Raw genomic sequence first — 20,356 nt, forward strand, 5'->3', positions numbered from 1 at the left:
TAAAGAATCATGGCATTAAGTGGTATTCAGATTTTTAAGTTAACACCAAAGAAAAACTGCAAAGAGTGCGGATGCCCGACTTGTATGGCCTTCTCTATGAAGGTTGCGCAGGGCGCTAAGCAGCTTTCCGACTGCCCGTATATGTCTGAGGATGCTCTGGCACAGCTGGCAGAGGCTACTGCTCCGCCAATGAAGACTATTAAGGTTGGCGCCGGGGACAACGAGCATTCTCTTGGCGGAGAGACTGTTCTTTACAGACATGAAAAGACATTTGTAAATAAGACCCTTTACGCGACAAATCTCTGCTCCTGCATGGATGACGCAGAAATTGACGCCAGACTGGAGAGACTTCCCCAGGTGGATTATGAGCGTATCGGAGAGCGTATGTACACCGAGTTCCTGAATGTGAACTATAAAGAGGGAACCGATGCTGCAAAATATGTGGAAATAGCCAAGAAAGCAGCTGCCGTGCGCCCGGTTATTCTGAGCGTTAAGGATGAAGCTGTTGCAAAGGCGGCTCTGGATGCTGTAAAAGACACGAAGCCGGTTTTGAACGGAGCCGACGCTTCCAATTATGAGGCATTCTGCAAACTGGCTGCGGACGCAGGTGTTGTGCTCGGCGTATCCGGAAAAGACCTGGATGAGCTGTATGATACAACTGCCGCACTGGAGAAACTGGGCAATAAGAACCTGATCCTGGACGTTACCATGGATACTGCAAAGGCTACCTTCGAAGCTGCCGTACAGGTTCGTCGTGCTGCCCTGAAAGATGGAGACCGTACTTTCGGCTATCCTTCCATCGTAAATGTCAACAGACTGACAGACGACAAGACTATGCAGGAAGCACTGGTTGCCACCTTCACTATGAAGTACGGCTCCATTGTAATTGTAGATGAGATGGATTATGCTATGGCTCTTCCGCTGTATGGCCTGAGACAGAATCTGTTCACAGATCCGCAGAAGCCTATGAAGGTGGCTCCGGGAATCTATCCGATGAACGGCGCAGATGAGAATTCTGTCTGCCTGACAACCGTAGATTTCGCTCTGACATACTTCCTGGTTTCCGGAGAGCTGGAGAGATCCGGCGTTCCCTGCAATCTGGTTATTTCGGACGCAGGCGGTCTTTCCGTTCTGACTGCATGGGCCGCAGGAAAACTTTCCGCTACCTCTGTTGCGACATTCTTCCAGGAGAATGTAGAGTCTAAGATTAAAAACCGTACTCTTATCATTCCAGGAAAGGTTGCTGTTCTTAAGGGAGACATTGAGGCAAAGCTGCCCGGCTGGAAGGTGATTGTCGCTCCGCTTGAGGCTGTTCAGCTTGTTAAATTCCTGAAGGATCTGAAGGCGAACGGAGAAATCTGAGAAACAAGCAAAAGCTTATAATGATAATAAGGAGATTGAAAAATGGCAAAATTTGTGACTATCGGTGAAAGAATTCACTGCATTTCACCTGCGATCCGTGCTGCATTTGATAATAAGCAGCCGGAAGCTATCCTGAAGCGTGCCAAGGAGCAGCTGGATGCAGGCGCTACTTACCTGGATGTCAACATAGGACCCGCAGAGAACAACGGGCCGGAGCTGATGAAATGGGCGGTAGAACTCATTCAGGGTAATTTTGATAATGTTCCGCTGGCACTTGATACAGCAAACAAGGCTGCCATCGAGGCTGGAATTTCTGTTTATAATCGTTCTAAAGGAAAACCGATTGTAAACTCTGCAGATGCAGGTGACAGAATGAGCAACATTGACCTTGCGGCTGCAAATGATGCCATTGTTATTGCCCTTTGCTCCAATGGACCGATTGCTGCAGACAATGACGAGCGTATGATGCACTGCCAGAACATGCTGGAGCATGGTATGGAGCTCGGCATGGAGGCTACTGACCTCTGGTTTGATCCGCTGTTTGTCGTTGTAAAGGGAATGCAGGATAAACAGATGGAGGTTCTTGAGGCTATCAAGATGTTCTCCGATATGGGGCTGAACTCTACCGGCGGACTTTCCAATAACTCCAACGGAATGCCGAAGAACATTCGTCCGATTATGGATTCCGCAATGGTTGCGATGGCTATGATGCAGGGTCTTACCTCTGCAATTGTCAATCCCTGCGACCAGAGGCTGATGGAAACCATCAAATCCTGTGATGTTCTGAAGGGAAATACGTTATACGCAGATTCTTACCTGGATCTTTAATTCAGGCATAAAGAGGGCTGATTTTCTCAGATAGTAATGGGTAAAAGCGTGCAGATCCCGCCGGTCTGTTTCTTACAGACCGGTCTAGGGTATTGTGCGCTTTATCCTGTCGGTCATCGGAGAGTCAGCCCTGTTTTTTTTATTTGCAATTATCTGTAAAAAAGGCATGGAAGCCAGCATTAAACAGAAAATAAAATCAGAAAGGTTTCTTTATTATGTTCAAGGTTACATTTCAAGTACAGGGCGGGAATACGGTAGAGGCTTTTGCCAACGAGGGGGAAAAAATACTGCAGATTGCCCAGCGGAGTAATGTGGCGATTGATGCACCCTGTTCCGGAAACGGGTCCTGCGGAAAGTGCCGGGTCAAGCTTTTAAGCGGAGAGCTGGATTCCAAGCAGACAAGGCACATTACTGACGAGGAATATGCAGAGGGCTGGAGGCTTGCCTGCTGCAGTACGGTTGTCGGCGATGTGACGCTGGAGGTTCCGGATATTGCATCTGCCTATCGAAGCAGAATGAAGGTGGCAGATCTTAGTTCGGGTGAAGAAGTGCAAATTTTTGAAAACTCCAGAAAACAGGTCATTGATGCCGGGATTGAGCAGAAAAACAACATGGAGGTTCTGGATGTTGTTATGAATGTTCCATCCCTGGAGGATACTATGCCGGACAACGAGAGGCTGATGCGGGCAGTCTCCCGTGAGACGGGAATCGCACATGTTACTATTCCTTATTCGGTTATGGTAAAGCTGGCCAGAGTTCTGAGAGATTCGCAGTTTCATGTTAAGTGTGTGGTAAGAAAAATATCTTCGGATGTTTTTATTTATGATATTTTTCCGTCCACGGAACAAGTGGTGATCGGTGGTCTGGCGGTAGATATCGGAACTACGACGGTTTCTGCCATTCTTGTAAACATGGTGACAGGAGAAATTATCGGAAAGGCTTCTTCCGGTAACGGGCAGATCCGCTATGGCGCCGATGTTATCAACCGGATCATCGAGGCGTCCAGGCCGGGCGGCAGAAAACGGCTTCAGGACGCTGTTGTAAAGGAAACGATCAATCCGCTGGTAGCGGAGATGTGCAAGGCTTCCGGGTTTAAGGCAAATCACATTTACCGGATGTCCGTGGCGTCTAATACAACCATGAATCATCTTTTGATGGGAGTTTACGCCGATCCGATCCGGATGGAGCCCTATATTCCGACATTCTATAAGACAAACTCACTTTTTGCTTCGGACATTGGCATCTGTATTCATCCGGATGCTCACATCATTGTATCGCCGAATATCGGCAGCTACGTAGGCGGCGATATTACGGCCGGTGCCTTTATCAGCATGATCTGGAACCGTCCGGAGACCTCGCTTTTTATTGATCTTGGCACCAATGGGGAGCTGGTTCTGGGAAATTCGGATTTTCTGATCAGCTGCGCCTGCTCGGCGGGTCCTGCTTTTGAAGGCGGAGATATCAGTTGCGGCATGCGCGCAACAGACGGAGCTATTGAGGCATGCACCATTGATTTTGAAACTATGGAACCGTCCTTCTCCATCATCGGAGATCCGGGAACAAAACCCGTAGGACTTTGCGGTTCCGGTTTGATTGATGTCATCGCGGAACTTTATATTAACGGAATTATTAATTCCAAGGGAAAGTTTATCCGGGATGGCAGGCGGATCAAACACGACAAATACGGGATGGGAAGTTATGTCCTGGCTTTTGAAGAGGATGCGGGAAGTGTCCGGGATGTGGAAATCACAGAGGTGGATATTGATAACTTCATCCGTGCAAAGGGAGCTATTTTCTCTGCCGTGCGCACCATGCTCAACTATCTGGATTACACAGTGGATATGATTGATGATGTCTATGTAGCCGGCGGAATCGGAAGCGGCATCAATATGCGCAATGCGGTGAATATCGGGATGCTTCCGGATATTCCGCAGGATAAGTTTCACTATATTGGAAATTCTTCCCTTACAGGTGCCTATATGGAGCTGCTTTCCACCAGCGCGGAAAAGAAGGTCTATGAGGTGGCGTCCAATATGACTTACCTGGAGCTTTCAACCGTGCCGACCTATATGGATGAATTTGTTGCAAGCTGCTTTCTGCCGCATACAGATACCAGGCTGTTTCCGTCCGTCACAGTGAAAAATGAATAAGCAGACTCTGGTGCCCTGCGATAACGTTAAAAATTTGACATTATCGTTTACTTTTTAACAGAAATACGGTAAAATCTACTCTGTGACAAAGTTATCGTGCATATAAGCTTTGTCAGCTACGCAGGAAGCCCGCAGAACGGGCATCAGCAGAAATATCGGACGGAAAGGAGCTGTAATGGGGGAAAGTGAAGCTGCTGACATATTAAACTGCAATACAACTGAATATTTGCCAGAACCATGAAAACGTGCCGGAACATATGTATCCGGACGAAACAAAATTCACAGCAAAGTATGTGGAGGGTTAAAAGTATGGAGATTAAATCGGATATCCAGATTGCACAGGAAAATGTCATGGAGCCTATTACCGAAATCGCGAAGCGTGCCGGTGTAGACGACAAGTATATTGAACTTTACGGAAACTACAAGGCAAAGGTAGATTACCGTATTCTTAAGGATAAAAAGGACGAGCCGAACGGAAAACTGATTCTTGTCACTGCCATTACGCCGACACCGGCCGGAGAGGGAAAAACAACAACGACGGTCGGACTGGGAGACGGTCTTCGCAAGATCGGAAAAAATTCCGTCCTCGCTCTTCGTGAGCCTTCCCTTGGACCGGTATTCGGTGTTAAGGGAGGAGCTGCAGGCGGCGGTTACGCGCAGGTTGTTCCCATGGAAGATATCAACCTTCATTTTACAGGCGATTTCCATGCGATCGGTGCTGCCAATAACCTGCTTGCTGCCATGCTGGACAATCATATTTACCAGGGAAATAAGCTTCGCATTGATCCTACCAGAATTACCTGGAGGCGCTGTGTGGATATGAACGACCGTCAGCTCCGTTTTGTGGTAGATGGTCTGGGTGGAAGAACAAACGGACGCCCCAGAGAGGACGGATATGATATCACTGTTGCTTCTGAAATCATGGCAGTTCTGTGCCTTGCTTCCGATATCCGTGATCTGAAGGAACGCCTGGCTCGCATTATTGTTGCTTACAATGTGGATGGAGAGCCTGTCACCTGCGGCGATCTGAAGGCACAGGGAGCTATGGCAGCTCTTCTGAAGGACGCTCTGAAACCGAATCTGGTTCAGACGCTGGAGGGAACGCCCGCATTTGTACACGGCGGACCTTTCGCTAATATCGCTCACGGATGCAACAGCGTAACCGCTACCAAGGTTGCTCTGAAGCTGGGTGATTATGTTGTGACAGAGGCCGGTTTCGGCGCAGATCTGGGCGCAGAGAAATTCCTGGATATCAAATGCCGTCTGGCCGGACTGAAACCGGATGCAGTCGTTATTGTAGCTACCGTCCGCGCTCTGAAGATGCACGGCGGCATGAATAAAAAGGATCTGAATCATGAGAACCTGGAAGCTCTGGAAAAGGGACTTCCGAACCTTCTGCAGCATGTAGAAAATATTACCAGGGTTTATAAGCTTCCGGCCGTGGTTGCGATTAACGCGTTCCCGACAGATACGAAGGCTGAACTTGATCTGGTAGAGAAAAAATGCAGAGAGCTGGGAGTAAATGTCGCTCTGTCCGAGGTATGGGCAAAAGGCGGCGAGGGCGGAGTAGCCCTTGCAGAAGAGGTTGTCCGTCTCTGCGAGCAGCCGAACGATTTCTCCTACAGCTACGATCTGAATCAGCCAATCAAGGCAAAGCTGGAAGACATTGCAAAGAAAATTTACCATGCGGACGGTGTGGATCTGGTGGGAAAGGCACCGAAGCAGGCGGAGGAACTGGAGAAGCTCGGATTCGGCAATCTGCCGATCTGTGTGGCAAAGACGCAGTACAGCTTTTCTGACAATCCCGCGCTTCTGGGCGCTCCGAAAGGATTCCGTATTACGGTGCGGAACCTGAAGGTTTCTGCCGGCGCAGGCTTTATTGTAGCCCTGACCGGAGACGTCATGACAATGCCAGGTCTGCCGCCGGTACCGGCAGCGGAGAAGATTGACGTCGATGAGGACGGAAAGATCACTGGTCTGTTCTAAAATATAAAAAGTAAGCCTCGCGAGACGGCTTCCGAGCTTCAGCCGGTCTGTAAAGAAATTTTCAGAGCCGGCTGTTCTCCGGTCATCTGCGGTACAGAGCATCCGCCTTTTGCTTCGTCCGGCAGATTCGTCCGCAGGTTTATGATTTGTAATTATTCAGCATCGCCAGAAAACTGATGAAATCCGGACGGAGAGCTTACTCGCCGAACGGTTTCAGAAGTTTTCTGAGTCTGGGGTGCTGAATAGATACCATGATTTTAAGTTATAATCTATCGGCGGGCAGGGGCACAAGACTGTCCGGACAGGAGGAACATGGAAAAAAGTAATTTGAGAGGTGTAAGCTGTACGGATTTTGTCCTTCAGCTTTCCTCTAAAGCTCCGGTACCCGGAGGGGGCGGAGTGGCTGCTCTGACGGGTGCCTTGGGAACAGCGCTTGGCGGAATGGTCTGCAGTCTGACCGCCGGGAAGAAAAAATATGCCCAATATGAAGATGACATTCAGAGGATTCTGCAAAAAACAGATGAGCTGCAGCAGAAGCTTCTTCAGCTGATTGATGAGGATGCGGAGAACTTTTATCCGCTCTCCAGGGCATACGGGCTTCCCAAAGATACGGAGGAAGAAAAAAAGACAAAGGAAGAGACCCTGCAGAAGTGTTTCAAGGTCGCTGTTCAGGGTCCCGTGGAAATTATGAGAATCTGCCACGAGGCAGTCGCTCTGGAAGAAGAACTGGCAGATAAGGGCTCTCGTCTGGCTGTTTCGGATGTGGGCTGCGGGGTTTTGCTTCTGAAGGCAGCCATGCAGAGTGCCTGGCTGAATGTTGTGGTAAATCTGAACTGCATCACCGACCAGATATTTACAGAAGAGCTTCGTAAAGAGCTGATTCCTATGATGGAGAGCGATATCACAATCTGTGAAGATGTATACCGGAAGGTTCTTGGTATACTCGGTGAATAGGATTTCCCGATTGCATGAGAAAAAACTTGTCAATCAGACCTTCTGGCTATAAAATAAAGCCAGACAGAGAACAGGAGGGCGTTTCCAATGAGCGCAAAGGTTTTAGATTGTAAACTGGTTGCACAGTCCATTAAAGACGAGTGCAAGGCAGAGGCAGATAAGCTGAAGGAAAGAGGAATTACCCCGAAGCTGGGAATTGTCCGTGTAGGAGAAAAAGGACCGGATCTTTCCTACGAGAAAGGTGCGACCAAGACAATGGCAGAGGCAGGAATTGAAGTTGAGGTTTTTGCTATGCCGGCAGATGTTTCTCAGGAAGACTATATCAAAAAATTCCGTGAGATAAATGCTGATCCGTCAATTCACGGAATTCTGGCGTTCCGTCCGCTGGACAACATCGACGAGAACGTCGCCATCGGCGAAAATCTGAGTCCGCTGAAGGATGTGGATGCCTGCACATCCGCTAATATGGGAAAGCTGGTTATCAACGATCCGACTGGCCTGTATCCCTGCACGGCGCAGGCAATTGTCGCTGTGATTGATTATTACGCAGAGGAGATCAAGGCTCATGTACGTAAAAAATACGAGAAGCTTCCGCTGGCTAAGCCGGGGCAGGAGGATGATGTCGCCTGCGGGCTGGATGTCTGCATCATCAACAACTCCAATGTAATCGGAAAACCGGTTTCTATGATGCTGACCAATCGTTTTGCAACCGTTTCCATTGTTCATCATTTGACACACGCAGAGGTGAAGAATGATTATATTAAGCGGGCAGATGTTGTTATTGCCGCTACTCCGTTTAAGGACTCCATCACCGCGGATATGCTCACGGAGGATCAGATCGTCATTGATGCCGCCGTGGTTCGCACAAAGGTATTTGATGAGAATGGCCAGCCGGTTATCAATGAAAAGACCGGAAGGCAGAAGATTAAAACCTATGGCTGCTGCGAGGATGCGGTAGAGGAGAAAGTTGCCATGAAGACACCGGTTCCCGGAGTCGGAGCGATTACCTCTGCAATCCTTGCGAGAAATCTGATCAAGGCATGCAAGCTTCAGAATAATATCCAGTAAGAGGTATTCGGTTTGTAAGCGAGAGTGAGTCTTTGACAAGAGACATTTTTTCCTGGGGTGTTCGATCACCTGCTGTTTTTGAACCTACATTTGCTTTAAAAAGGGATTCCCATATTTATACGCGGATGTCAGGCCTCCGTTTGCAGTGGAAGGCAGAAGCGTATATGCGGTCGCCCACCTAGATTCGTCTAGGAGTCAAAAGGCGGGAACGGCATTCCGGGTGGCGGGAAGCGCAGCTTCCCGCCTTTTTTCTTGACAGTGTTCTGTAAAACGTCTATCATAGCAGTGGTTAAAAGCTGTGAAGGCGTCAGTATGACTGTATTTTCCAATAGAGAGAGAGAACCCAGGGCTGAAAGTTCTCTCTGGTTCCTGTACAGTCAGAGGTTCGCGCCGGAGCTTCCGCGCTGAAAGAATTTCCAGATAGGTGCGGACGTGCCTGCACGTTACAGCAGTAAAGAGTGTCCGGGATTAAACATTCCGGGAATAAGGGTGGTACCGCGATTTTAAACCTCGTCCCTGTCAGGGCGGGGCTTTTTTAGTGTTAGCGGCACGAGAGCTGCGAAGCAGCGGAGTGACGCGTAGACTTATACACGTCACAAAAAGCGAAGGAGCAGGGCGCGGGCAGCGACGACAACAGGAATGAGCATGAAGCCGTGCAAAGCACGGTCAAGCGGTGGTGGACAAGCAGAGCCGCGTAAGCGGCGGCAGGAGGAAAAATATGAGCGACGGCATGAAGGAAAAATTGGATTCAATTGTCTTCAAAACACTGGAAAAAATGCAGAACGTAAAGACAACGGAGGCATTGAATGAGATCCGTGTCAGTGTTCTGGGTAAAAAAGGCGAGCTGAAGGAAGTCATGAAGGGGATGAAGGATGTTGCGCCGGAGGACAGGCCGAAGGTCGGCCAGATGGTCAATGAGGCGAGGGATCGGATAGAGTCCAAACTTGCAGAGATGCGGCAGCGTCTGGATCAGGAGAAGATGGAACGGCAGATGGAAGGGGAGAAAATTGATGTGACACTTCCAGCCAGGAAAGCGGATATCGGACACCGTCACCCCAATACCATAGCTCTGGAGGAGATGGAGCGTATTTTTATCGGCATGGGTTATGAGGTTGTAGAGGGTCCGGAAATAGAGTGGGATGAATACAATTTCACCAAGCTCAATATTCCGCCGAACCATCCCGCGAAAGATGAACAGGACACTTTTTATATTAATAAGGACATTGTTCTGCGTACGCAGACCTCTCCTGTTCAGGCAAGAAGAATGGAGCAAGGTAAACTGCCGATCCGTATGATCTCGCCCGGACGTGTGTTCCGCGCGGACGAGGTGGACGCGACGCATTCTCCTTCCTTCCATCAGGTAGAGGGACTTGTGGTAGATAAAAACATCACATTTGCGGATCTGAAGGGAACGCTGGAACAGTTTGCCAGAGAAATCTTCGGACCAGATACAAAGACAAAATTCCGTCCGCATCATTTTCCGTTTACGGAGCCCAGCGCGGAGATGGATGTCAGCTGTTTTAAGTGCGGAGGGAAGGGATGCCGCTTCTGCAAGGGCGAGGGATGGATTGAGATTCTCGGCTGCGGCATGGTGCATCCGCATGTGCTGGAGATGTGCGGTATAGACCCGGAGGAGTATACAGGCTTTGCCTTCGGAGTCGGACTGGAAAGAATCGCGCTTTTGAAATATGAGATTGATGACATGAGACTGTTATATGAAAATGATATCCGGTTCCTGAAACAGTTCTAAAAGGTTTTGGAGCATGGAAGGTTAAAACATAAACAGAAACGGAGACAAGAGTATGAACACTTCACTTTCATGGATAAAGATGTATGTGCCGGATCTGGACTGCAGTGCGCAGGAATACTGTGACGCGATGACGCTTTCCGGAACCAAGGTGGAAGGATTTACCAGGCTGGACCGCGATCTGGAAAAAATCGTGGTCGGAAAAATTATTTCTCTGGAGAAGCATCCGGATTCTGATCATTTAGTCATTTGTCAGGTGGATATAGGAGAAAAAAACGTCCAGATTGTCACAGGAGCTCCGAACGCAGTGGTCGGAATGCTGACTCCTGTTGTCCTGCCCGGAGGAAGGGTAGCCGGCGGACATGACGGGACGCTTACAGAGGGCGGAATCAAAATTCACGCAGGAAAGCTGCGCGGGGTAGATTCCGACGGCATGATGTGTTCCATAGAAGAACTTGGAAGCAGCCGTGAATTCTATCCGGAAGCTCCGGAAAACGGAATCTACGCATTTGCTGAGAACTCTGGTGTGAAGCCCGGAGATGATGCCGTTCATGCTCTCGGACTGGACGATGTGAATATCGAATATGAAATTACCTCTAACCGGGTGGACTGCTACAGTGTGATCGGCATTGCCAGAGAAGCTGCGGCGACCTTTGATAAGAAATTTGTTCTCCCGGAAGTTACGCCTACCGGAAACAGCGAAGATGTAAATGACTATATTCAGGTAGAGGTGGAAGCACCAGAACTCTGCCCGCGTTATACTGCCCGTGTGGTCAAAAATATTAAACTTGCCCCTTCTCCAGTCTGGATGCAGAGGCGCCTGGCGGCAAACGGAATCCGTCCCATCAATAATGTAGTGGATATTACCAATTATGTGATGGAGGAATACGGGCAGCCCATGCATGCCTATGATCTGGACACCATTTCCGGACATAAAATTATTGTAAAACGCGCACAGGACGGGGAGAAGTTCACAACTCTGGACGGTAACGAGTATACGCTGGATCATACCATTCTGACGATTAACGACGCGGAGAAGGCAGTAGGACTGGCCGGTATCATGGGGGGAGAAAATTCCATGATTACCGATCAGGTTCATACCATGCTGTTTGAGGCAGCGTGCTTCGACGGAACGAACATCCGTCTCTCATCCAGAAAAATCGGACACCAGACAGATGCTTCCCGGAAATTTGACAAGGGACTGGATCCGAACAATGCCATGGAAGCGATGAACCGCGCCTGCCAGCTGATCGAAGAATTCAGTGCCGGAGAAGTAGTCGGAGGAGCCATTGATATCTACCCGGTGAAACGGGAGGAGTCCAGAGTCCTTTTCGAGCCGGATAAAATCAACAGCCTGCTGGGAACCGCTCTTTCCGCGAAACAGATGCTGGATTATCTGGCCAAGGTAGAGCTTCGTTACGATGAAAAGACAAATGAAATTGTTGCGCCTACCTTCCGGCAGGATATTCACAGATGCTGTGATATTGCGGAAGAGGTAGCCAGATTCTTCGGCTACAACAATATTCCTACGACGCTGCCCAGAGGAGAAGCCACCACAGGAAAGCTTTCCTTTAAGAACAGGGTGGAGGCAAAGGCAAGAGATGTGGCAGAATACTGCGGATTCTCCCAGGGAATGTGCTATTCCTTCGAGAGCCCGAAGGTGTTTGACAGACTGCTTCTTCCGCAGGATGATGTACACCGCAGAGCCATACAAATCTCCAATCCGCTGGGAGAGGATTTTTCCGTTATGCGGACAACTTCGGTAAACGGAATGCTGGTCTCCCTCTCGACCAATTACAACCGGAGAAACAAAAATGTTCGTCTGTATGAGCTGGGCAATATTTACATCCCAAAGTCTCTTCCGCTTACCGAGCTGCCGGATGAAAGAATGCAGTTCACCCTCGGCATGTACGGAGAGGGAGATTTTTATGATATGAAGGGCGTCGCGGAGGAATTCCTTGGACAGATCGGCATGCATGACCGTCTGGAGTATGACGCGGAAGCGGGAAAGCCTTTCCTTCATCCCGGCAGACAGGCAAATATTATTTATGACGGAAAGATTATCGGCTTTCTGGGAGAGGTTCATCCCCTGGTGACAAGAAGCTACGGGATCGGAGAAAGAACCTATCTGGCCGTCCTGGATTTTCCGGAAATCTTACCTTTTGCGACCTTTGACCGCAAATACCATGGAATTGCCAGATTCCCGGCAGTCTCCAGAGATCTTTCCATGGTTGTTCCGAAGAATATCCAGGCGGCGGATCTGGAAAAGGTGATCCGTCAGGGCGGAGGCGCCATTTTGGAGGAATTATCCCTGTTTGATATTTATGAAGGCGAGCAGGTAAAGGACGGTTATAAGTCTATGGCATATTCTCTGGTGTTCCGATCCAGGGAAAGAACGCTGGAGGAAGCTGACATCAACACAGCCATGAACAGAATCCTGAAGGGACTTTCGGATATGGGGATTGAGCTGCGGCAGTAAGAAGGGGAAATTGCTTTGATCTTATATGTAATCAGACATGGGGAGACATCATGGAATAAACAGCGCAGACTGCAGGGGCAGCACGGGGCGGATCTGGACAGCGAAGGTGTACTCCTGGCGGAAAAAACAAGGGACGGAATGAAAGATATTCCCCTGGATCTCTGTTACACCAGCCCGCTGATCCGGGCAAAGCATACGGCGGAAATTGTCTGCCAGGGAAGACAAATTCCTATTCTGGAAGAAAAGAGAGTGATGGAAATCGCCTTCGGAATCTGGGAGGGAAAATGCTGTGATCTGAACAGGCTGGAGATCCCCAGGGAGCGCTATCTGGCCTTTCATGAGGATCCCTGGAATTATCAGCCGCCGGAAGGCGGAGAAAGCGTCCGGGATGTGGTGGACAGGTGCCGTGATTTTTATGAGGAACTGATACACAATCCCGACCTGCAGGACAAGAGCATTCTGATTTCCACCCACGGATGCGCCAGCCGGGCGTTTCTGAATAATGTCTACGAGGACAAATCAGATTTCTGGCACGGAGGAGTGCCCATGAACTGTGCGGTGAGCAAGGTGGTTGTGGAAAACGGCAGGGGACGGCTGGAGGAATCCGACCGCGTTTATTACGGGAAGGAATATTACCATAATTTCTACCAGGCACAGAGGGATGCGGAGTTAAATGAAAACAAGTGATTTTTACTATGATTTGCCGGAGGAGCTGATCGCTCAGGACCCGCTGGAGGACAGAAGCGCCTCCCGGCTGATGGTTCTGAACAGAGGGACGGGCGAGATCCGGCACGAGCATTTTACGCAGGTGATCGATCACCTGACCGACAGAGACTGTCTGGTGCTCAATGATACAAAGGTCATACCGGCCAGACTGTACGGGACCAAAAAGGATACCGGAGCACTGATCGAGGTTCTTCTTCTTGTGAGGAGAAAGGACAATGTCTGGGAGACGCTGGTAAGGCCGGGAAAAAAATGCCGTATCGGCACGGAGCTTGTGTTTGGACATGAAGGACTGCTTACCGGAACTGTGCTGGATGTGACAGAGGACGGAAACCGTTTTATCCAGTTCCACTACAACGGCATTTTTGAGGAGATACTGGACCAGCTGGGGGAGATGCCCCTGCCGCCCTATATCAAGCATAAGCTGAAGGATAAGACAAGGTACAATACCGTTTACGCGAAAAATGACGGATCCGCGGCTGCTCCTACGGCTGGACTTCATTTTACCAAAGAACTCTTGCAGGAGATTCAGCAAAAGGGCGTAAAAATTGCGCATGTCACGCTGCATGTCGGGCTGGGAACATTCCGCCCCGTAAAGGTAGAGGATGTTACCGAACATAAGATGCACTCCGAGCTGTATATTGTGGAGGAGGATCAGGCAAAGCTGATCAATGACACGAAGGCTGCAGGAGGGAGAATTATCTGCGTCGGGACGACCAGCTGCAGAACGCTTGAGTCAGCATCCGACGAAAACGGAATTCTGCATCCCGGTAGCGCCTGGACCAGCATTTTTATTTATCCGGGTTATCGGTTCAAAATTATGGACGGTCTTATTACCAATTTCCATCTTCCGGAATCCACACTGATTATGCTGGTTTCCGCCTTTGCGGGAAAAGATCATATCATGCATGCCTACCAGGAGGCTGTCAGAGAAAAATACCGCTTTTTCTCGTTCGGGGATGCCATGCTGATTGAGTAGTCCGTTCGCCAGGTACTTGCATTTGTGCGTCTCTCTGTGTCATAATTGTAACTACGATTTTGGTATTTCACAGACTCGTCCGGAACGATAACCGGGCAGGGAAATCCGGCACATGCCCGCGTCGGCATGATGCAGCCTTGAAACACACGGAACTGCTTCACGAATTGTAGAGGTGTTTTTTAAGGACGGAGGATAGGATGAATTACGCAGAAGAATATAAAAGCAAACTGACCACGGCGGAAGAGGCAGTATCTGTGATCAAGAGCGGGGACTGGGTGGATTACGGCTGGTGTACCAATACGCCGGTTGCCACAGACGCCGCTCTGGCGGAAAGAATGCCGGAGCTTCACGATGTGAACATTCACGGCGGCGTGCTGATGCATGAACCGGCTATCTTCCGGATCGAGCATCCGGAGGAGCATTTTACATGGAACAGCTGGCACATGAACGGAATCGAGCGGAAGGCTGTTTCCAGGGGATTCAGTTTTTATGCCCCGATCAAGTATTCCGAGCTGCCGCGCTATTACAGGGACCGCCGGGCATTTCATCTGAATGTCGTAATGATTCAGGTGGCCCCGATGGACAGCCACGGTTATTTTAACTTCGGTCCCAGTGCCAGCCATATGATGGCGGCCTGCGAAGTCGCCGACACGGTTATCGTAGAGGTCAACGCCAATATGCCTGTCTGCCTGGGCGGGTATGAGAACTGCATACACATTGACCAGGTGGATAAGATTGTAGAGGGCGATAATCCGCCTATGGACGTGACGGGGAAAGCCCCGGAACCTTCTGAGGTAGATAAGAAAGTGGCGGAGCTGGTTACGGCGGAGATACCGGACGGCGCCTGCCTGCAGCTGGGAATCGGAGGCATGCCGAATGCCATCGGAGCGATGATCGCGCAGAGTGATCTCAAGGATCTCGGCATTCATTCAGAGATGTATGTGGATGCGTTTGTGGATATGGCGGAGGCCGGAAAAATTACCGGCATGCGGAAGGAAATTGACCGTGGGCGTCAGGCCTACGCGTTTGCCGGCGGTTCGCAGAAAATGTACGATTATCTGAATGAGAATCCGGAGTGCCTGAGCGCCCCAGTCGATTATGTGAATGATTACCGGAAGATTGCCGCGCTCAGCAATTTTATCTCTATCAATAATGCGGTGGATATTGACCTCTTTGGTCAGATTAACGCGGAGAGCTCCGGCATCCGCAATATTTCCGGTGCCGGCGGGCAGCTGGATTTTGTTCTGGGCGCCTATGCGTCGGAGGGCGGAAAGAGCTTTATCTGCATGTCCTCCACCTTTACGGATAAGAAAACGGGAGAACTCAAAAGCCGTATCCGTCCTACACTGGCGGACGGAAGTATTGTCACAGATACCAGGGCCAACGGTATGTATGTGGTGACAGAATACGGGATGGTCTGTCTCAAGGGGCTTTCTACATGGCAGAGGGCGGAGGCGCTGATCGGGATTGCGCATCCGGATTTCAGGGACAGCCTGATCCGGGACGCGGAGAAGATGCATATCTGGAGAAGATCTAACAAGAAGTGAAAATACTCCGGAACGTTTTCCTGAAACGCCCGGTTCTGCCAAAAGGCAGGGCAGAGATTTATAAAAAACAGAAGCGCCGAAGAACAGCGGCGGAACAAAGCAAGAAGAAGCGGAGTGGTCTCAGACCCTCCGCTTTTTGCACAAAAAAGCCGAGAAATATTTGTAAACCTTGTCGTTTTCAAATTTGAAAAAATCTACACTTTGTAGTGATTGTTAAATATTAAACAGACATTATGGAGGAATCTTGCCGAAACGATTGTTAATTCATTGACAAAATCCGGGGCGTCCAGTATATTGATTGTATCAATGAAAATACAATTTCGTGAAGCAATCCGGAGAGGATAAAAAAGGAGGAAATATTATGGCAGAGAAAATTGTTCTTGCAGGTGCATGCAGAACCGCAATCGGAAAAATGGGCGGCGGCTTATCTACAACACCGGCAGTTGATATGGGCTCTATCGTGATCAAAGAAGCTCTGAAAAGAGCCGGTGTTCCCGCAGAAAAGGTAGATATGGTTTATATGGGATGTGTTATCCAGGCCGGACTTGGACAGAATGTAGCACGTCAGGCATCCATTAAGGCCGGACTTCCGGTAGAGTGTCCGGCGGTAACCATGAATATTGTCTGCGGTTCCGGTCTGAATGCTGTCAACACAGCGGCGGCTATGATCCGCGCCGGAGAGGCGGAGATCGTGGTTGCGGGCGGTATGGAAAGTATGTCCATGGCACCCTACGCACTGATGAAGGGACGTTTCGGCTACCGTATGGGAAACAATACGCTGGTTGATACCATGGTTAACGATGCCCTGTGGGATGCCTTCAACAACTATCATATGGGAATTACCGCGGAGAATGTCGCGGAAAAATGGAATCTGACCCGCGAGGAGCTGGATGAGTTTTCCGCAAACAGCCAGCAGAAGGCATGCGCGGCAATGGAATCCGGAAGATTTAAGGATGAGATCGTTCCGGTTGAAGTAAAGCAGAAAAAGCAGACGGTTCTTGTTGACACGGATGAAGGCCCGAGACCGGGAACAACAGCGGAAAGCCTTGCAAGACTGAAACCCGCGTTCAAGGCAGGAGGAGTTGTTACCGCAGGAAATGCCTCCGGTATCAATGACGGTGCCGCGGCAGTCGTCGTTATGAGTGAGAAGGCAGCGAAGGAGCTTGGGGTAAAACCGATGGCCACCTGGCTTGGCGGAGCGCTTGGCGGTGTGGATCCGGCCATCATGGGTGTCGGCCCGGTTGTTGCTACCAAGAACGTTATGGCAAAGGTAGGACTTGAGGTTAAGGATATGGATCTGGTAGAAGCGAACGAAGCATTCGCTGCCCAGTCCGTTGCCGTAGGCAAGGAGCTGGGATTTGATCCGACAAAACTGAATGTAAACGGCGGCGCCATCGCCCTCGGACATCCGGTAGGAGCATCCGGCTGCAGAATTCTGGTTACGCTGCTTCATGAGATGGAGAAGAGAGACGCGAAGAAAGGCCTCGCTACCCTTTGCATCGGCGGCGGCATGGGCTGTGCGACAGTTGTAGAGAGAGACTGATCCGTTATTTCCGCTCCGCCTGTTTTCTGAAACGGAAGCGGGCGGAGGGAGGATGAAAGCAGGAGGATTTTATCAATGGCATATGTCAGATATGAAACAGAAGGAGCAATAGGAATCCTTACCATTGACCGCCCGAAGGCACTGAATGCGCTGAACAGCGAGGTGCTGGATGATCTGAGCGCGGCTCTGGACGGGGTGGATCTGGAAACGATTCGTGTTCTGATTCTTACCGGAAGCGGAGACAAGTCCTTTGTCGCCGGTGCTGATATCGGAGAGATGAGCACGCTTTCCAAGGAAGAGGGAACGGCTTTCGGCAAGAAGGGCAATGACCTGTTCCGCAGAATCGAGACCTTCCCGATTCCGGTGATCGCTGCTGTCAATGGTTTTGCCTTGGGCGGCGGAAACGAGATCGCCATGAGCTGTGATTTCCGCATCTGCTCGGATAATGCGGTATTCGGACAGCCGGAGGTCGGACTGGGCATCACGCCAGGCTTCGGCGGAACGCAGAGACTTGCCAGACTGATAGGCCCGGGAATGGCCAAACAGCTGGTTTATACGGCAAGAAACATCAAGGCGGATGAAGCGCTGCGGATTGGCCTGGTCAATCAGGTAACAACGCAGGAAGAACTGCTTCCCACAGCGAAAAAGCTTGCCTCTGTCATTGCAGGCAATGCGCCGATTGCCGTAAGAGCATGCAAAAAGGCGATTAACGACGGACTTCAGCAGGATATGGATCAGGCCGTTGTAACAGAGGAGAAGCTGTTCGGCTCCTGCTTTGAGACGGAAGACCAGAGAGAGGGAATGGCTAATTTCCTTCGCAAAAAGGATGACCCGAAAAAGGTAAAGCACGTCGCTTTTCAGAATAAATAATCAGAAGGCGTTTTGAAAAAATAACAGAAGTTATGTGAAACAGGAGGAAAAACACATGAAGGTAGGAGTTATCGGTGCCGGTACCATGGGATCCGGTATTGCGCAGACTTTCGCACAGTGCCCGGACGTAGAGAAGGTTTATCTCTGCGACATCAAGGAGGAATTTGCCGAGAGAGGAAAAGGCAAAATTAAAAAAGCTCTGGACAAGAGAGTTGCCAGAGGAAAAATGACACAGGAAGAGGTAGATCAGATCCTCGGAAAAATTACGACAGGTCTGAACACCATCTGCATCGACCCGGACCTGATCGTTGAGGCTTCCATAGAGGATATGGAGTCCAAGAAGAATGTTTTCCGCGAGCTGCAGTATCAGATTGTCCGCAATCCGAAATGCATTTACGCGACGAACTCTTCCTCTCTTTCCATCACAGAGATCGGCGCAGGCCTTCCCAGCCCCTGCATCGGCATGCATTTCTTCAATCCGGCTCCGGCCATGAAGCTGGTAGAGGTTATCGCGGGAATCAACACCTATCAGAAAACCGTTGACCGCATTAAGAAAATTTCCGAGATGCTCGGAAAAACACCGGTACAGGTTGACGAGGCTCCCGGCTTTGTTGTCAACAGAATTCTAATCCCGATGATCAACGAAGCTATTTTCGTTTACTCCGAGGGTATCGCAAAAATCCGCGACATTGATATTGCTATGAAGCTTGGCTGCAATCACCCGATGGGACCGCTGGAGCTGGGCGATTATATCGGACTGGATATTGTCCTGGCCATTCTGGAAACCATTTACCATGATACCGGAGATTCCAAATACCGTCCGGCTCCTCTCCTTCGCAAGATGGTCCGCGGCAACAAGCTTGGCGTTAAGTCCGGCGTCGGTTTCTATGATTACGCGGACGGCCAGAAGGTTCCGGTAGACGAGGAAGCAGTCATTTAATGTCGGGAGGATGACATGGATTTTACATTGGATAAAAAGCATGAGATGGCGCGCAGCCTCTTCCGTGAGTTTGCGCAGAATGAAGTAAAGCCTCTTGCGCAGGAGATCGATGAAGAAGAGAGATTCCCCGCAGAGACAATCGAAAAAATGGCCAGATACGGATTTATGGGAATCCCGATTCCGCGCGAGTACGGCGGACAGGGCTGTGATGTCCTGACCTACGTGATGTGTGTAGAGGAGATCGCAAAGGTCTGCGGTACCACAGCGGTTGCTCTTTCCGCCCATACCTCTCTGTGCATGGATCCGATTCTTACCTTCGGCACCGAGGAGCAGAAGCAGAAATATCTGCCGGATCTGGCTTCCGGAAGAAAGATCGGCGCTTTCGGCCTTACCGAGCCGGGCGCAGGCACAGATGCCCAGGGACAGCAGACGAAGGCTGTTCTTGACGGGGATGAGTGGGTTCTGAACGGTTCCAAGTGCTTTATCACAAACGGCAAGGTGGCAGATGTGTATATCATCATCGCCGTAACCGGCATTGTAGAAAAGCGCGGCAAGAAGATGAAGGAAATTTCCGCTTTTATCGTGGAAAAAGGAACACCGGGCTTCTCCTTCGGAACGAAGGAAAAGAAAATGGGAATCCGCGGTTCCTCTACCTATGAGCTGATTTTCGAGGACTGCAGAATTCCGAAGGAGAATCTGCTCGGACAGAAGGGCAAGGGCTTTAATATCGCCATGCACAGTCTGGACGGCGGACGTATCGGAATTGCGGCCCAGGCACTCGGCCTGGCAGAAGGAGCTCTGGATCTGACGATTGCCTATACGAAGGAAAGAAAACAGTTTGGCCGTTCCATCTCCCAGTTCCAGAATACACAGTTCCAGCTGGCGGATATGGCAACTCGCACAGAGGCTGCCCAGCTTCTGGTCTATAAGGCTGCACGGGCAAAGGACAACGGTCCGGTCTATACGGTGGAAGCGGCAAAGGCGAAGTTGTTTGCTGCGGAAACTGCTTCCTGGGTAACTTCTAAGGCTGTCCAGCTCCATGGCGGTTACGGTTATATCAGGGAGTACGATGTAGAGCGTATGATGCGTGATGCGAAGATTACCGAGATCTACGAGGGAACCTCTGAGGTTCAGCGTATGGTTATCTCCGGTGCATTACTGAGATAAGCAGGAGGTCGAG

The 20,356-nt window shown here is 50.1% G+C and carries 15 protein-coding genes, 1 other RNA gene and 1 other annotated feature; all 16 genes read left to right on the forward strand.

Annotated elements, in window-relative coordinates; genetic code table 11:
• Window positions 1-9: 9 nt before the first annotated feature.
• The 16 genes from acsC (at window position 10) to FYJ60_RS00165 (ending at window position 20,343) form a co-directional block, all read left to right on the forward strand.
• A complete protein-coding gene (gene acsC / locus FYJ60_RS00090; protein WP_154456561.1) occupies window positions 10-1,362 on the forward strand; it encodes an acetyl-CoA decarbonylase/synthase complex subunit gamma in 1,353 nt (450 codons plus the stop codon).
• A gap of 42 nt (window positions 1,363-1,404) precedes the next feature.
• Window positions 1,405-2,190, forward strand: a complete 786-nt coding sequence (gene acsE / locus FYJ60_RS00095) for a carbon monoxide dehydrogenase/acetyl-CoA synthase methytransferase subunit (protein ID WP_154456562.1) — start codon at window positions 1,405-1,407, stop codon at window positions 2,188-2,190.
• A gap of 215 nt (window positions 2,191-2,405) precedes the next feature.
• The gene (acsV, locus tag FYJ60_RS00100; RefSeq protein ID WP_154456563.1) at window positions 2,406-4,340 is read left to right on the forward strand and encodes a corrinoid activation/regeneration protein AcsV; all 1,935 of its coding nucleotides are present in this window, start codon (window positions 2,406-2,408) and stop codon (window positions 4,338-4,340) included.
• Window positions 4,341-4,649: 309 nt separating this feature from the next.
• The gene (locus FYJ60_RS00105) at window positions 4,650-6,326 is read left to right on the forward strand and encodes a formate--tetrahydrofolate ligase (protein WP_154456564.1); all 1,677 of its coding nucleotides are present in this window, start codon (window positions 4,650-4,652) and stop codon (window positions 6,324-6,326) included.
• 312 nt (window positions 6,327-6,638) lie between these two features.
• Window positions 6,639-7,280: a cyclodeaminase/cyclohydrolase family protein gene (locus FYJ60_RS00110; protein ID WP_154456565.1), complete on the forward strand. Its 642-nt coding sequence runs from the start codon at window positions 6,639-6,641 to the stop codon at window positions 7,278-7,280.
• 87 nt (window positions 7,281-7,367) lie between these two features.
• Window positions 7,368-8,348 carry a bifunctional 5,10-methylenetetrahydrofolate dehydrogenase/5,10-methenyltetrahydrofolate cyclohydrolase gene (locus tag FYJ60_RS00115; RefSeq protein WP_154456566.1) on the forward strand — a complete coding sequence of 327 codons (981 nt, stop codon included), beginning with the start codon at window positions 7,368-7,370 and terminating at the stop codon, window positions 8,346-8,348.
• A gap of 46 nt (window positions 8,349-8,394) precedes the next feature.
• A non-coding RNA gene (gene ssrS / locus FYJ60_RS00120) (6S RNA) lies at window positions 8,395-8,575 on the forward strand.
• Window positions 8,576-8,637: 62 nt separating this feature from the next.
• Window positions 8,638-8,869: a binding site (T-box leader), on the forward strand.
• 209 nt (window positions 8,870-9,078) lie between these two features.
• Window positions 9,079-10,098, forward strand: a complete 1,020-nt coding sequence (gene pheS, locus FYJ60_RS00125; RefSeq protein ID WP_154457047.1) for a phenylalanine--tRNA ligase subunit alpha — start codon at window positions 9,079-9,081, stop codon at window positions 10,096-10,098.
• A gap of 52 nt (window positions 10,099-10,150) precedes the next feature.
• A complete protein-coding gene (gene pheT, locus FYJ60_RS00130; protein WP_154456567.1) occupies window positions 10,151-12,574 on the forward strand; it encodes a phenylalanine--tRNA ligase subunit beta in 2,424 nt (807 codons plus the stop codon).
• Window positions 12,575-12,589: 15 nt separating this feature from the next.
• Window positions 12,590-13,261 (forward strand): histidine phosphatase family protein, encoded by a 672-nt coding sequence (locus FYJ60_RS00135; protein ID WP_154456568.1) that lies wholly within the window; start codon window positions 12,590-12,592, stop codon window positions 13,259-13,261.
• Window positions 13,248-14,276 (forward strand): tRNA preQ1(34) S-adenosylmethionine ribosyltransferase-isomerase QueA, encoded by a 1,029-nt coding sequence (gene queA, locus FYJ60_RS00140; protein WP_154456569.1) that lies wholly within the window; start codon window positions 13,248-13,250, stop codon window positions 14,274-14,276. Before FYJ60_RS00135 ends, queA begins: the two co-directional genes overlap by 14 nt.
• Before the next feature lie 197 nt (window positions 14,277-14,473).
• Complete coding sequence (locus tag FYJ60_RS00145; RefSeq protein WP_154456570.1) at window positions 14,474-15,823, forward strand: butyryl-CoA:acetate CoA-transferase; 1,350 nt, start codon at window positions 14,474-14,476, stop codon at window positions 15,821-15,823.
• A gap of 361 nt (window positions 15,824-16,184) precedes the next feature.
• On the forward strand, window positions 16,185-17,366 hold the full coding sequence (locus FYJ60_RS00150) for an acetyl-CoA C-acetyltransferase (RefSeq protein WP_154456571.1): 1,182 nt from the start codon (window positions 16,185-16,187) through the stop codon (window positions 17,364-17,366).
• A 75-nt stretch (window positions 17,367-17,441) separates the two neighbouring features.
• A complete protein-coding gene (locus FYJ60_RS00155; protein WP_154456572.1) occupies window positions 17,442-18,236 on the forward strand; it encodes an enoyl-CoA hydratase-related protein in 795 nt (264 codons plus the stop codon).
• A gap of 55 nt (window positions 18,237-18,291) precedes the next feature.
• Window positions 18,292-19,176 (forward strand): 3-hydroxyacyl-CoA dehydrogenase family protein, encoded by an 885-nt coding sequence (locus tag FYJ60_RS00160; RefSeq protein WP_154456573.1) that lies wholly within the window; start codon window positions 18,292-18,294, stop codon window positions 19,174-19,176.
• A 15-nt stretch (window positions 19,177-19,191) separates the two neighbouring features.
• Window positions 19,192-20,343 (forward strand): acyl-CoA dehydrogenase, encoded by a 1,152-nt coding sequence (locus FYJ60_RS00165; RefSeq protein WP_154456574.1) that lies wholly within the window; start codon window positions 19,192-19,194, stop codon window positions 20,341-20,343.
• Window positions 20,344-20,356: the final 13 nt, after the last annotated feature.

Origin of the sequence: Bilifractor porci, from assembly GCF_009696005.1 — a bacterium.
GTDB classification, from domain to species: domain Bacteria; phylum Bacillota; class Clostridia; order Lachnospirales; family Lachnospiraceae; genus Bilifractor; species Bilifractor porci.